We start from the raw sequence: 13,792 nt of genomic DNA, 5'->3' as shown, positions 1-13,792 counted from the left end.
GTGGCTGGGGCGGTCGGCTCCACGGCTTTACGCAGCCACTTTGGCGCGAGCCTCGAAGATCATGGCCCCAACGTCGTGCTTTACCGGGCAGGTCCACAGACTGCCCGACGCGCCGGAAGCTTACGGGGCCATGATCACTCGCGCCAAAGCAGCTCCAGCCCAAAGCCGCTCCGCCGACCTACTCTGACACCCTCGTGTAGTTGAATCGCTTCCACACCTACCGGGTAGACAGCAAGATAGGGCATCCTGATGAGATCGCAGCCGAGAGGGGGAACTGTGATGCGTATGCAGGTACGGCTGACTGGTGATCTTGGGGCGATCTCAGTTCTGGCGCTACGAGACGTGCTGTCGAGCACAGTTTCGCTGCTCAACGAGTTAGACCCAAGCGCTGGACGTTCCGACCTCCACCGAGACTGGGTTGTCACTGGGCTAGCTGAGGGAAGCGCCTGCGTGGCGATTGCCGCAGCCCACTCAGAGGGGGAGTTGGCGTTGCCACGGGCGTTGGAAGCAGTCCGTGAGCTCCACGAGAGGCCAGCAATTCCGCTCGGAGCCAACGAATTTGCCGTCCGTAAGGTAATCAAGCTGCACCAATTGGCGGGGAAGCGCGGAGTTACTGGCATTGAACTCAGCGAGGTCGGCGACAAGCTGGCCCGGGTGACTCCGATTAACGCCCTGGTGGCCGCGCATGCACGTGAGGCAATCAAGGAAGTCTCGCGCACTCGGAGCTCGTTTCGTGGCCGCCTGGATAAAATCAATCTTCGTGCGCGGTCACCAGAGTTTTCACTCTTCGACGAGAATCGCGGACTCGGACTACGGTGCCACTTGGGGAACCGCGACGATGCCGACCTACTGGAACAGGTCAAATCTAACGTAGGGGCTGTCGTGAGTGCTCGGGGGGACCTTAAAAGAAACTCACTGGGGCAACCAATCCATATGCGAGTGGATCGCCTTCGAGTGATCGAAGAGGCATCAGCACAGCTAACATTGCATAGCATTGCAGGAATTGCACCGGACTGGACTGACGGCTTGAGTTCCGTAGAGTTCGTCAGGATGCAGCGCCGGTCGTCAAATGAAGCGGTTGAGGGGGGCGAGGGGCAAGAGTGAGCCGACGTAGGGGGGGAGTCGCGCAACGTTGCTATATAGACTCCTGCGTTTACATTGAAGTCATCAAGGGACGCACAGGCGTCGGGATCGACCACGATGAGCAGGACTATGACCGCTGCCTTCAAGTGTTAGCCCAGTTCGAGAACGGCAATCTCGACGTGACGGCATCAACCATGGTCTACGTCGAAGTGTTCGGAAAAGGGGAAGCCAAACTCCACGACAAGCGAAAGAGCCAGCTTGCCGCAGGAAAGACTCAAGCCGCAGCGTCTGCCATCATTGACTCATGGTTCAAGTCCTCCCCAATTTCCTGGGTTGAGGTCCACCAAGACATAGCCGAAGACGCACGAGAGATGGCGAGGAAGTTTCATCTCGACTCACAGGACGCGGTGCACCTGGCGACAGCAGTTGACGAAGAGTGCGGGATCTTCTACACGCTTGATCGACGTCTGATCAGCCGTATCGAAGGCGGGGGCGGTATTCCCAATCTCCAATTGCTCCTCCCCGTCGCCATGGGACAACTGACTATCCCAGGCCAGGCACTCCGCGGAGAGAAACTGTCGCCGCTTGAGCCCTCCTAATGGGCCTTGCAGCCGCAGTCTTCGATTACCGCTACGTCGTCTTCACGCGCGGATACCCCCTGGCCGCTCTCCATTCCGCCAGGGCAGACGATGCCAGCATCGTCAGGTTCCGAGCATAGGAAGGTGCCACACCTACGGGAGGCAAGAATCATGAGCACGCCTAAAGTTCTGACTGTGACTCTCGAGTTCGAGATGGGCGACCGTAAGATCCATGCTGCGAGAATCAAGGCGGCTTACGAGGCTGCAGTAAGCGCCGCCATAGAGGCAGCAAAGAAGGAACTCCTTGACGGTAGCGTGACAACCGTACGCAGTCGTATGACATGGGACTACAGGTGGGCTGAGACGTCGGCTCAATACACAGATATCGACGTTGAGTGGTCTGAGGACGACGACGAGCCAGACGAGTGATACGGCTCGATTCCCACAGCGTGTAGCTGGATCCGCGGACCTGCTCGTTACTGCAACCGCCCAAAATCAGCTACCGCCCCTAGAGCTGGCTGATGCCTTCACGGCCACTGTTTAACGCGAGGCCTTCAGGGAGAGAGAATGGCCGAATCCGTCGAACATACTTTTCTGTCCGAGACGGCGCTCAACATCATGGAAGAGTCGTCAAACGCAAAGCTCTTCGCCTGCAAAGAATCCGGGCGCAAGCGATTCGACTTCTCGTGCGATATCACGAGAGACTGGACGCGTGCAGTTTCGGGACAGACGCTCTGGAAGCATGACCGAGATGGAATCGACAAAGACCTTAGAACTCTACTGACAGATGATGAAGCATCTGCTGCCATATATGTCGCGAGAGACTCTGTGGCCACACGCGGCCCGCGGCCTCTAACGGCGCCCGGCGGAGACGCGCACGCCGAGACACCGCTTCTGGTCGCCTGCCCGTCAGGCAGACGTGAACTCGATATACCACATGTGGTACAGACATTCGATCATGAGTTGATCAACGTGGGGACGTGCCTGCTGCCCCGCCACCCGACGACTTGGTACTCCGTCAACGGCAGGCGGTGGGCGATCGGATCCGACTCCTGCGCCGCGAACGCGGCCTGACGCAGGAGCAGCTCGCGGAACGCAGCGGCCTCGACCGTAAGACGGTGAGCCGCGCCGAGAACGGCCGCTACTCGATGCCGCTCGATCACCTCGTGATGATGGCCCGGGCCCTCGGCGTGCACCTGGCCGACCTCGCCGGCTGACCTTCACGACCGCTGCGGACAGCTCCGGTCCGGCCGAAAGCTGTTCGGAGAGCAGCCCACCAGGCAGAGCGACAAGAACCGCTGCCCGCGCAGGTACCACCCCATGGCCACGTCCTCACCGCGCTGCAGCGTGTCGCGCGCAGCCTTCACGCGGTGCACGATGACTGCGGCCTCGCGGTCGTGCTCCGACTCGATCGCGTCGACGTGCTGCTCGATCTGCTTGGCGAGCCAGTCCGCGCCGGCCTGCGCGTCGAAGAAGGTGTCGACGATCGCGCTCGCCGGCTTCAGCAGCCAGTCGGCGATCTCAAGCGGTACGACCTGCGTTGACCGGAACTCTGCGTGCATCGGCCGCCGCGGGCCGTCCTTCCCCAACGCGCTCCCTGCTCCGAGCCACATGTACGCGTGGTGGTGATCGGCCATCGCTCGCTCTCCTTCAGGGGAGGCGCCCCGCCCTGCTCGACGGGGCGCCTCGATTCAGAACCTACCGGTCGGCCGCCTACTGGCGGCCGCAGCCGTCGCCGCTGCCGCAGCCGCCGTTCTCGTTGCCGCCCTTGCCGTCGTCCTCTTCGGGGTCCAGGGACACGAAATGACGCATAGGATCACTCCTCAGTGCGTGGTGCGCGGGGTTCGTCCCCGCAGCCGTCGTGCGACCCGTCCCGACCGCTCGTACTGTCCAGGTCCGTCGGTCGGGACGGGGGTTCAGGTGCGCCGTAGGGGAATCACTGGCGCCAGCGCGGGCATCTCGTCGCCGCTGAGCTCCGCCGCCCTGCGGCGCAGGACCGGATCCGTCGCGATACACGGCTCGCAGGCGACCAGGGACGCGCCTGGGCCCGACTGGCGCTCGACGATGGCCACGACGCGGTATCCGGCCCCCGGAGCCCCTGCGATCGCGGTTCCGCCTTCGCATCGGATGCAGCTGCCCCTCACCGCGCGTGTCCCGGTGCGAACGCGGCCAAGAGGTCGCGACTGTTCGCGGAGACCACGCAGGCCCGGCAGGCCCACAGGGCGTAGCCGGCGCCGGAGTCGCCGTGAACGACGGCGAGTTGCACGGGGTCGACGGCGAGGTGCGGCTGTGTTTCGTCGTCGCGGGTGCCATACCAGCACTGCGCCAGCCCCGCCATCACGACGCGCTCCCTTCGGGGGTGGGCGCGCACCGTGGGCAGGCGCAGTGCTGGCGCTTGAGGTCGACGGGCCCGGATACGGCCTCGCCGACGATGGTGGCGTTGAACGACTCAGGGAGCCCCTCCCGGTGGGCACGCCACACGCGCACCTGACGAGCGCCGCCGGAAGTGCACAGCAGCGTCGGGAGTACGGGCACGGACGTAGTCATCGACCGGCCTTCGCCCGTGGCCCAGCGATCGCCGTGACCCCACGACGCAGAGCCGCCTGAAGGGCGTCGAGCGGGGTCCACAGGCGCTCGAAGTCGGGGCCCCTCAGCCAGTGCGGGCCTGCCTTCGCGGAGCGAAGCGACGGGACGGTGACGTAAGTTGCGGTCCCGAACCGTTGCGCCTCAGGGATGTCCAGAGGCGTCTTGTCCGAGGGATCAACCAGGAAGTACATGGTCTGGGACCATGCGTCGAGGATGACCGCTCCACAAGCGCCGCCGAGCGCCGCGGAGGTTCCCCGGCCGAACACGGCGGCCACGCGTACCGCATCCCAGTACACTCCTGCCTCGATGTTCCAGACCTGGCCGGCTCCGGGCAGCCACGGGTAGGTGTCCCGCAGCGCCACGGTGCTCACTGGTCACTCCGTGGCTTGCACTGCGCGCACGCCACGACCGGCCACACGCGGACGCCCCCCTCGACGGGCGTCTGGACACTTCCAGCGGGGAAGAGCTTCGTGTGCACGGCCCCGCAGTAGAAACACGCTTCACCGTGCAGCCGGACGATGCTGGTTCGGTCGTCTGCGACCGGTGGTGGTGCCTGCGCCATGGCAGCCCCTCCCTCTCTCGTGCAGGTGAGAGACAGGATGAAAGACGCCACAGGGTGCAACTAACCCTCTGAGGGTCAGGGCGCATCACTCAGTCGCGTTGCACCACTCGGCGAAGTGCGACAGCGATTCGCGGTCCGCTCGCAGCAACCGCCGCAGCACGGCTGCGTCTTCACGCACCCACGGGTGCTCTCGGGTGTGCTGTGGAGCGATACGTCGTGCCACCTTCAGCGACTCGAACGCGTCATCGCGGTGGCCGGCCCACAACTGCGCCCGTGCCAGCTCGATGTAAAAGCCCGATCGACGCTCGGCTGGCACCTCATCTCGCGGGGGCTTCCACTCGCGAGCGAGCGTCAGGGCACGTCCCAGGTGTTCGTTGCCGAGGCTCACCGAGACGCTCACGTGATGGATCCGGACGGACGAGGGGCCGAACGCGGTGCCCTCGTAGACGCCCTCCGGGATCTGGTCTGCCAGGTCTGTTGCCTCCTGAAGGTGGCTGAAGGCGCTGTCCTTTGACCCCCCGCGTCCGGCGACGACGGCCGCGCGCATGTGCAGCGCCCCCCGTGCAGCAATGGCGTCGAAGGTCGTGGGGCGCGGGGCCTGGTCGATGGCTGTCTCCAGTGCCCGAAGCCCGGCGTCGTGCGCGCGGGCCGCGAAGAACGTCTCCGTCCGGACGTACGCCACCACCGAATCGAGCAGTCCGTGGTCGGCGTGGGTTGCGGCCCAGCGCATCAGTTCGATCAGTCGCGCGGACAGGTCGCGTGCCCCTTGCTTGTAGGCCACCGCATCCGCAGCCCGATAGGCTGCGACAAGTAGGCGAGCGGTGCGCGCCCGGTCCTGTCCCGTGGCGGAGTGCAGGGCGCCGGCCAGGTCGGCGACCAGCGCGGGGATGTGCTGCGCAAGCCGCACGTACTGTGCCTGCAGGCGCCAGCTGACCGCCGCGTCGACCGCAGCGCCCATTTCTGCAAGCGAGCGTGTCGGGGGCGCCTCCGGCACGTCGTAGGTGGCGATCGCTGCAGAAAGGGCTCGAAGAGAGTCCTGCAACCTGTCCCCGATCTGAGCGGGTGCGATCAGCCTCGAGGGGTCCACTTCCAACGCCCCCGCGAGAGCGTCCAGCACAGCGTCGCTGACACCTCGGACACCCCGCTCGATCTTCCGTACGGTCCCCACGTGGACGTTGGCGGAGCGCGCCAAATCCTCCTGCGTGAGCCGGTTGAGACGGCGGTAGTAGGCGATGCGTCGGCCTACCCCGCTGGATGCGGCCGCGGGCATGATTACTCCTGGTTCAGGTCCCACTCCGAACCGTACCGGGCATCGCTACCCGCGGCGCCCCGTACGGACGATCTCGACCAGCTCGTACAGCGAGTTGATGCGCCAGTCCGCCCCGGCCGCCTCGTCGGTGTCGGCCCACAGGTGGCCCCAGGCGCCACGCCTCAGATGAGCTGTGCGCAGCCCTGCAGCGCGTGCCGGAGCAACGTCGTTGACGGGGTGGTCTCCGACGTACACGATCGCGTGAGGATCAGCCTCCGCGAGGTCGATCACCCTGGCGAAGAACTCACGCTGCGGCTTCGCGACACCCCACTCGCCAGAGGTGACCACCGCCTGCGCGGGCAGATCGAGGGCGCGCAGCAATTCGCCTGCCCGGGCAGTCTGGTTGCCAGCGATGAACACGCGCACACCGAGGCCCCGCAGATTCTCCAAGGTGCCGCGAACGTCCGGGTAGAGATCTCGTTCTTCGATCTGTTCGCCCCGACCTGCTGCCTCACGCGCCGCGTACTCGGCCGGCAGGTCGATGCCCGGCTTCAGCAATCGCAGGGCGTCGGCGTTGTCGCGTCCTTGCGCGACCACAGCGCCAACGAGCGCGGAGAGCGTGTGTCGCGGGACGTCAAGCCAGTCCGCCCACGCTGCCCAGTACCGGTCATCGCGGACTAGCGTCTCACCGACGTCGAACACCACTGCCTCGATCACGTCGGCACCCTAACGTGGCTGCGCCCCGCCGTCTCAACCCGGCGGGGCCTGCCCCGAGCAGCCAGCAAGGGACGCAACCCACGGTAGACGCCACCACTGACAAGGAGGTGCGCGTCGACTCGAAGGAGGACACGGCGACGTTCTCCCGATGCCCCTCCTCCGGCGAGCGCTCCGTCCGTGAGACCAGATCGAACGGAGCGCCCGGGCAGCCGGTCAGGCGGCCGGAAGAGCACCAACCCCGAAGCGGTCAGCGAGCCAGTCGAGGCCCTTGCTGGTGAGGAAGGTCTGCTCCATCCATTGGCCGTTCGGCGCTTGGACGATCCTTATGACCGCCCGGCCAGCGTTCACGTGGATCTGGTACGGCACACGGGGGTTCTGGATCTGGAGGAAGTGGATGTCCTCGTCCCGCAGGCGTGCCATGAACTTCGTCCGCCCGAGTCCGCCCGTAACGCCATAGAACGCTCGTGCTGCGGCGCCCATGTCGATCAGGCCATCGGAGTCGCAGAAGGTGTCCCACTTGCCAGCCTTGGGCTTGGCGACCTCCAGCTCCTTCTGCGCGGCCAGCGCGGCCTTCGCGGTCTTCAGGTACAGCTCGGCGAGCTGCACGACACCCTCGGGGCTGGAAACGTCCAGCGGCTGGGTCTCGGCGGTTTCCGCCTCCCGGGTCTTGACCGCGAAGTACGTCTTAGCCACCGCCACTTCCGGCTTGCGGCTGTCGGCGCTCAGCGCGGTCATGTAGCAGGCGTACCGCGTGAGGCGGTAGTCGGAGACCTGCTGCTGCCCCCAACGGCCGCCCTTGATCACTTTGTGGGCGCCCACAAAGTGATCAAGGGGATTCAGATCGCTGGCGGCCACGGACGCTTTGGCCCGGCTGATGGTCTCCTCGAAGGAGCGCCACTCGTCGTAGCCCATGAGCCGCTGCAGGTCACGGGCTGACCATCGCTCCTGACCGTTGTGGTCCAAGAGCATGATCTTGTCGAAGGGGCTGCCACCCCCGCCTTCACCCGCGTACGCGGGCACGTTAGAGTAGTCGTGTACCACGGAGTTGCTACCTCCTGGGTCTTCGCCCTCCGCGGGTCCCTAGCCCGCGTGAGGGCGCACTTGTCTTCGTCGGATCGAGGCCGATCCGATTGCCTTTCAAGCGTACCGGTCGCCACTGACAGAGAGTTAGGACGACGAACACGCCCCGCCCGGCCCGAAGGCCAGGCGGGGCGATGGCTCACACGCCGATGTCGTTCAGGTACGGCCTACTTCGTCCGGCACCGGGTGTGGTGCAGCTGGCGGCTCGTGGCCTGCCTCGCGGGCCGCAGCGACCAGCGCCCGCACCCACCCCACCAGGTAGCGAATCGTTCCTTCCTGGGTCTTGATCTGCGCCTGCTGTGCCTCGCCTCGATCTCCTGCTCATCGACCCGGCGTTCCAGCCGCCGGACCTCCAGGTCCAACCGGTCCGTGATCGCCGCGAAATCGTCGCGACGCTCCTGGCCCCGTGTCCGGCGCCCCGCACGCGCGGTGTAGATCGCACCGGCTGCCGTCGCGACCGACACCCCCAGCCCGCTCAGCCCAGTCAACGCTCATGCGCGCCTCCGTCGTGCGGCTGAGGTACCTCCGACCAGCCCACTGCAACCGCTGGCACACCAGCCATGGCCGCGAAGACCAGCGCGCTGATCCGACCCCTCGGGTTGCTGGCCAGCCACCACGACGTCAGATACGACAGAGACCATGGGGTCCACACGACCACCAGGTCAGCGAAACCGGGCCAGTCCTTCCCTTGGCGCAGAGATGCACAGCCGATCGCGAGCACCCCCGCCGCGATCAGGACCGCCCCCCAACCGGTCATCGGCATCGCCCGCAGAAGAAGCTGCACCCCCACGACAGCAGGCAGCGGCTGGCAGAAGAGGGCGGAACGCGATCCGGCGCGCTACCGCGGTGAGGACGACGCGTACGACTGCCTGATGCTGGAACTGGTGCTCAGCGCGATCGTGCTCGGTGAACCAGCCCGAGAACTCCGCACGAAACTGGTGGAGTTGACTCGCCGCAACACGGGGAACGCGGAGGTTCCCGCCGGGATCGTGCAGCACAACGCCCTGGGCCTGCGTTCGGATTCGTAGCCGCCTCCCGCGGGCGACCCGCACGGCTGCCCGCCCTGGTTCCAACGGGGCCGCAACGCACCGGGGCCCGCCCACGCCAGCGCGTGGGCGGGCCCCTGCGGTACTACGGATGGCGGTGCCCAAGGGCGGCCGTCAGGGCGGCTACCAGCCGAACGACCTCAGGTACGCCCCCGTCGGCGAGCCGACGCCCGTGGCGTCGTCGTAGCCTCGGACGGCGTTGAGGGTGGTGTCCTGGCCGAAGGCGACCAGGCGGACGGCCAGGGTGCCGTTGACGACGCCGAAGTCGGCGACGTTGCTCAGCGGGGTGCGGTGGTGGGCCGCCTGCTGGTCGATCACGTCGCGGAAGAGGCCGAGGTGGTCGCGCAGGTAGATCTCCGGGTCGGCGAAGCCGATCGCGTGGTGCTGGGCCTGGATCGCGTCGGCCTGGACCGCGGCGAACTCCGGCGAGGCGACGCTCGTGCCGCCGTAACCGCCCTCGCTGTAGACGCCATTGACCGTCTGGCCGACCAGGACCGAGGTGTACAGGTCACCGTTCATCGCCACGTCCGGCGTGACGCGCTGCGCGGTCTTGCTCTTCGCGCCCGTCATCAGGGTGTGCGACAGCGAGTTCGGCACGGTGCCGACCTGGTACCACGGCTGCGTGAAGTCCTCGCTGGTGCCGCCACCGCCGCCGAAGTAGAAGTTGCCCGGCAGCGGGCTCCAGCTCTTGCCGTCCGAGGACAGCGCGGAGCGCAGCGTGCCCATGTCGGTCTCGAAGCCGTACGAGCCGCTCTTGCTCGCCAGCCCCAGCGCGGTGCCGCCGACCGAGGTGACCCACGGGTCGCTGGACGGGTACTGGTCCTGCGCGCGCGAGGTGTCGGCCTGGCAGTTGACGCCGGTCGCTGCGGCGGTCGGCGAGTCGTCGCCGCAGTCGCCCGCCGAGAAGTTGAAGCCGATGCCCTCGACCGCGCCCTGCTCGAAGACCTGCTCGTACGCCTGGATCTGCGCCTGCGTCATGTCACCGGCGTCCGTGGTGTGCATGATCTCGCCCCACGAGTCGGTGACGACGTCGGCGAGGTGCTTGTCCACGATGGTGCTCAACGCGCCCAGCAGATCGGGGTCGTTGCAGGAGTTGGCGCCCACGTAGACCACGTCGGCGTCCGGGGCGAGCCCGTGCACCATGTCGACGTCCAGCGACTCCTCGCTGCTCCAGTCACCGCAAGCGGACTGCGAGTTCCACTGGCTCGGCGTGACGACCTCGGTGTACTGGCCGGAGCGGAACGCCTTGTCGCCGTGGTTGGTGGCGAACTTGTTCGCGTCCGCCAGCATCGTCGGCGAAGCGTAGGCGTCCACGATCGCGACCTTGACGCCCTTGCCGGTCAGGCCCGTGCCGCTGATGCCGTACGCCTTGCGCAGCTGCGACGGCACGAACGAGCACTGGTCGAACGGGACGGCCTTGTTGACGTAGCCGTTGGGCGCGCCGGTCGCGGTCTTCTGGCCCCAGTAGTCGGAGCAGGTCGCCGTGGTGGGCAGGCCGTCGGCCGGCTTGGCCGTGGTGCCCGCGGTGGCCGGGGTGACCGGGACGGAGTCCGGGGTGGCGTGCGCGGCGGCCGGCGAGGCGAGGCCGACGACGCCGAGGACCGCGGAGGAGACGGCGGCCGGCACGGTCACGTCACGGGTGGGGGCGTGCAGCAGCGAGCCCTTGACCCGGTACTGGTCGATGCCCGCGCCGAACGCCTTCTTCAGCGCGGAGTTGGCGCCCTTGACGGTGAGGGCGTGGTCGGTGGCCTGCGTGATGGTCAGGCCCGCGCCGGTCAGCCACTTGCGCACCGCGGCGACCTGCGCCTTGGTCGCGCCGTACCGCGCCTGGTACTGCGCCGGGGTGAGGAACTTGCCGTAACTGGCGCTGCCCGGCTGGGAGACCGCCTTCGCGTACGCGGCGAGCCCCGCGGGGTCCTGCCCGGCGAGGTAGACGGTGCCGGTGTACTGCGTGGCGGCGGACGCGGCGCCCGCGTCCGCGGCGGGCGTGGCCCACGCGGGGTGGCTGCCGGTGACGGTCTTGGCTCCGGGGGCGGGGGTGGCGGCCTGCGAGGGGACCGCGAGCAAAAGGGAACCGGTGGCCAGGGTCAGCGAGGTCACCGCGACCGTGGCTATGCGGGCCCGCTTGGCGAGGGTGTGATGTCTGCCGGAAATGACGACTCCAACTGGCGATGCGTATACGGGATACGCGGGATGTACGGAGGAACTGATCGGCCGTGCGCACAGAGGTTCGTCCGCGGCGGACGGCGGACCGTCCCACGCGGGCATCGCGCTGTAGTGTGCACGTCACCCGGGGTCCCTGTGAATAGTGGGAACCTCCGTGCCCAGCCGGGTGCCACCCCGCCTCAGGGTGCTACGCGCGTTCCTGGGGGATCGAACGGGTGAACGTGACGCGAATCACAGACCTGGACGGGGGCCGGTTGGTGGCGACGCCGCGCCGCGAGACGGGGAGGGCCCCGGGTGGCGGCGACGGCGCGACGTGACGCGGCGGGCGGTCGCGTACCGCTGACTCGCCGCGGCCCCACTGCGGACACGCGCGGCGCGGACCCGGTCGCGGGCGGTGCGGGGCGTGCCGACCTAGCATGGCCGGACGGGCGCGGCGGACCCCGGAGGCCCCGGAGGCCCCGGGGGCGCGACCACCCCACGCGGAGCCGCCCACCACCGGCCCGCCGACGACCGACCCGCCACGACCTGGGAGCGTCATGATCTTCATCACCGCCAAGTTCCGCGTACTGCCGCAGGACGCCGACCGCTGGCCCGAGATCACCCGCGACTTCACCCGGGCCACCCGTGCCGAACCGGGCTGCCTGTGGTTCGAGTGGTCGCGCAGCATCGAGGAGCCCACGGAGTACGTGCTGGTGGAGGCGTTCCGCGACGAGCGGGCGGGCGGCGAGCACGTACGCTCGGCGCACTTCCAGGAGGCGACGCGCACGCTGCCCGCCCATCTCGCGGAGACTCCGCGCATCGTCAACACCACGCTGGACCAGGGCGACTGGTCGGAGCTGGGCGAGATGGCGGTCGAGGGGCGCGGGTGACGCGCAACGCGGCGGACTTACGTCACGTCAGGCGAATTCCGGGTCGACCGCCGGGGTCGGGCCGCCGAGGGCGTTGCGGCGCGCGGGCATGCGCAGCGTCGTCATCCGCCGCCGACCGCCCGCGAGTTCGTACGCGTACGTGGCGCGGATGCCGGCGGCGAGCACCCTGGCCTTCGGCTCGCCCCAGCCGAGGATGCGGCCCATGTGCGCCATGACGGCGAGGCTGACGTCGCGGTAGACCACGATCTCCGCGCGGGCGGTGCGCCGCAGGGTGGCCTGGATCTCCCGGCCGTGACCGCGTGCGGCGAGCCGCAGCAACTCCTCGTGGCAGAAGGCGAGATGGTTGTCCTCGTCGTTGGAGATCATCTTGACCGCGCGGCCCACCTCGGGGTGGTCGCCGAAGACCCGCCGCAGCAGCCGCATCTGCTCCGACGCGCGCTGCTCGGTGACCCTGCTGTGGGCGAGGTAGTGCAGGACGTCGCGTTCGGTCAGCGGCTCGTCGCGGCGCAGCCGGGCGTGGGCGAGGCCGATGCCCTGGCGTTCCAGCCGCATCGTGTAGTCGGTGTCGTCGGGCACCTCGACCGGGCGCAGTCCCCGCTTGCGCAGCAGCGCGTTGAAGATGCGGCCGTGCTTGTCCTCGTCGGCGCCGTGCCGGGCGACCTTGGGGGCGAGTTCGGCGTCGCCGACCAGCGCGGAGATCCTGCCGTTCTCCCAGCCGCCCTGGGACTCGCCCTTGGCGGCGATGCTGCAGAAGAGCGCGAACGACTCGTCGTTGTCGTGGATCTCCCGAAACAGGCTTCCCGGCGACAGCATTGCGTGACCACCTCTCCGAACCGTCCCGCCCGGGACCCGGCGGCCGCACGCGGGCGGGCCGGACGCGGACGTTGCCATCAGCCAGTCAAGGCGCCTGGCCCCACCCCCGCCAACGAGCCGCACCCAGCCGGGTGAACGCCCCCCGCCGGCGGTCGCCCCCGCCCCGGAGCAGCCCGAAGGCCCGTCCCCCTCCGCCACCGCTCCTTTCCGGAGCAGGCCAAAGGCCGTCCAGCCGCCGCAGCCGCCCCGCCCCGGAGCAGGCCAAGTGCGTCCAACCCCCGCAGCCACCCCGCCCCGGAGCAGGCCAAAGCCGTCCAACCCCCGCAGCCACCCCCATCCCGGGGCAGCCCGAAAGGCTCACGCCCGCACCGGCGCCCCCCGTGCCGCCAGCAGCCGGGCCGCCGCGCTGCGGGCCCGCTCCCCCGCGTCCGCGTCGTCCAGCAGGCCCGCGGTGACGATGGCGCCCTCCGCCAGCAGGTGCAGTTCCTCCGCGAGCGGGTCCACCGGCAGCCCGGTCGCCTCCACCAGGCGCCGCAGATCGCTCCGGAAGCCCTCCTTGTGGCGCCGGGCCTGCTCGGCGACACCGGGCGACACCGCGCCCAGCTCCCCGTAGCAGTTGATCCACGCGCACCCCCGGAAGCCGGGGTCGGCGAACCACGTGCCGAGCCAGTCGAAGACGGCGAGCACGCGCTCGTACGGATCGTCGCGCTCGGCGACGTACGCGGCGAGCGCGATCCGCCAACGTTCGTCGCGGCGTTCCAGATACGCCTCGACCAGCTGCTCCTTGGCCGGGAAGAGCTGGTAGAGCCGCTTGAGCGAGACACCGGAGGCGCTTCGTATGTCGTCCATGCCGACCGCCTGCACGCCGCGCCCGTAGAACAGCTCCTCCGCCGCGTCCAGCAGCGCGGTCCGCGCGGCCCGCTGATCCATCGTGGCCACTCATCGCCCCTTCCTGCCCCGGTCGGCGCCACCCGATCGCTCCCGGCCCCTGCGGCCCGGGCGGCGGGTCCCGCTTGACGGGAGAACCAACGTTCTCTACGTTA

15 protein-coding genes are annotated in these 13,792 nt (G+C 68.3%); 6 read left to right on the top strand and 9 right to left on the bottom strand.

The genetic code is table 11. The annotated features are described in order from the left end of the window. Positions 1-450: 450 nt before the first annotated feature. The 4 genes from CK485_RS28400 (at position 451) to CK485_RS02105 (ending at position 2,878) form a co-directional block, all read left to right on the top strand. Positions 451-1,104, top strand: coding sequence for a hypothetical protein (locus tag CK485_RS28400; protein WP_146214477.1), 654 nt, complete (start codon positions 451-453; stop codon positions 1,102-1,104). Further along, positions 1,101-1,682 (top strand): PIN domain-containing protein, encoded by a 582-nt coding sequence (locus CK485_RS02115; RefSeq protein ID WP_109446191.1) that lies wholly within the window; start codon positions 1,101-1,103, stop codon positions 1,680-1,682. The genes CK485_RS28400 and CK485_RS02115 overlap by 4 nt, the downstream gene beginning before the upstream one ends. Before the next feature lie 174 nt (positions 1,683-1,856). Further along, positions 1,857-2,090 carry a hypothetical protein gene (locus tag CK485_RS02110; protein ID WP_109446189.1) on the top strand — a complete coding sequence of 78 codons (234 nt, stop codon included), beginning with the start codon at positions 1,857-1,859 and terminating at the stop codon, positions 2,088-2,090. A 551-nt stretch (positions 2,091-2,641) separates the two neighbouring features. Then, positions 2,642-2,878 carry a helix-turn-helix transcriptional regulator gene (locus CK485_RS02105; RefSeq protein WP_109446187.1) on the top strand — a complete coding sequence of 79 codons (237 nt, stop codon included), beginning with the start codon at positions 2,642-2,644 and terminating at the stop codon, positions 2,876-2,878. Between the two features lie 3 nt (positions 2,879-2,881). Here CK485_RS02105 and CK485_RS02100 read toward each other — a convergent pair whose 3' ends face one another. The 6 genes from CK485_RS02100 to CK485_RS02075 all read right to left on the bottom strand — a co-directional run bounded on the left by CK485_RS02100 (position 2,882) and on the right by CK485_RS02075 (position 7,816). Further along, complete coding sequence (locus CK485_RS02100; protein WP_109446185.1) at positions 2,882-3,298, bottom strand: hypothetical protein; 417 nt, start codon at positions 3,296-3,298, stop codon at positions 2,882-2,884. 503 nt (positions 3,299-3,801) lie between these two features. Continuing rightward, positions 3,802-3,999 (bottom strand): hypothetical protein, encoded by a 198-nt coding sequence (locus CK485_RS02095; RefSeq protein WP_109446183.1) that lies wholly within the window; start codon positions 3,997-3,999, stop codon positions 3,802-3,804. 205 nt (positions 4,000-4,204) lie between these two features. Further along, complete coding sequence (locus CK485_RS02090; RefSeq protein ID WP_109446181.1) at positions 4,205-4,618, bottom strand: hypothetical protein; 414 nt, start codon at positions 4,616-4,618, stop codon at positions 4,205-4,207. Positions 4,619-4,894: 276 nt separating this feature from the next. Continuing rightward, a complete protein-coding gene (locus CK485_RS02085; RefSeq protein WP_109446179.1) occupies positions 4,895-6,079 on the bottom strand; it encodes a helix-turn-helix transcriptional regulator in 1,185 nt (394 codons plus the stop codon). A gap of 45 nt (positions 6,080-6,124) precedes the next feature. Next, a complete protein-coding gene (locus CK485_RS02080) occupies positions 6,125-6,775 on the bottom strand; it encodes an HAD family hydrolase (RefSeq protein WP_109446177.1) in 651 nt (216 codons plus the stop codon). A gap of 213 nt (positions 6,776-6,988) precedes the next feature. Next, a complete protein-coding gene (locus CK485_RS02075; protein WP_109446175.1) occupies positions 6,989-7,816 on the bottom strand; it encodes a phage antirepressor KilAC domain-containing protein in 828 nt (275 codons plus the stop codon). A gap of 599 nt (positions 7,817-8,415) precedes the next feature. On the opposite strand from CK485_RS02075, the gene CK485_RS29325 reads away from it, so the two are divergent. Further along, entirely contained in the window at positions 8,416-8,883 is a 468-nt protein-coding gene (locus CK485_RS29325) for a hypothetical protein (protein WP_241968069.1), read from the top strand. 141 nt (positions 8,884-9,024) lie between these two features. On the opposite strand, the gene CK485_RS02060 is transcribed toward CK485_RS29325, so the two are convergent. After that, a complete protein-coding gene (locus tag CK485_RS02060; RefSeq protein WP_158288145.1) occupies positions 9,025-11,001 on the bottom strand; it encodes a S53 family peptidase in 1,977 nt (658 codons plus the stop codon). Positions 11,002-11,603: 602 nt separating this feature from the next. Here CK485_RS02060 and CK485_RS02055 point away from each other — a divergent pair. Continuing rightward, on the top strand, positions 11,604-11,936 hold the full coding sequence (locus CK485_RS02055) for a putative quinol monooxygenase (protein ID WP_109446169.1): 333 nt from the start codon (positions 11,604-11,606) through the stop codon (positions 11,934-11,936). 27 nt (positions 11,937-11,963) lie between these two features. Here the strand turns inward: CK485_RS02055 and CK485_RS02050 are convergent, their stop codons facing one another. Then, complete coding sequence (locus CK485_RS02050; protein WP_109446167.1) at positions 11,964-12,749, bottom strand: ferritin-like domain-containing protein; 786 nt, start codon at positions 12,747-12,749, stop codon at positions 11,964-11,966. A 357-nt stretch (positions 12,750-13,106) separates the two neighbouring features. After that, positions 13,107-13,679, bottom strand: coding sequence for a TetR/AcrR family transcriptional regulator (locus CK485_RS02045; protein ID WP_109446574.1), 573 nt, complete (start codon positions 13,677-13,679; stop codon positions 13,107-13,109). Positions 13,680-13,792: the final 113 nt, after the last annotated feature.

The sequence above is a fragment of the Streptomyces sp. ICBB 8177 genome, assembly GCF_003144095.1.
Taxonomy (GTDB): Bacteria; Actinomycetota; Actinomycetes; order Streptomycetales; family Streptomycetaceae; genus Streptantibioticus_D.
This window is presented reverse-complemented; position numbering and strand designations above follow the sequence as displayed.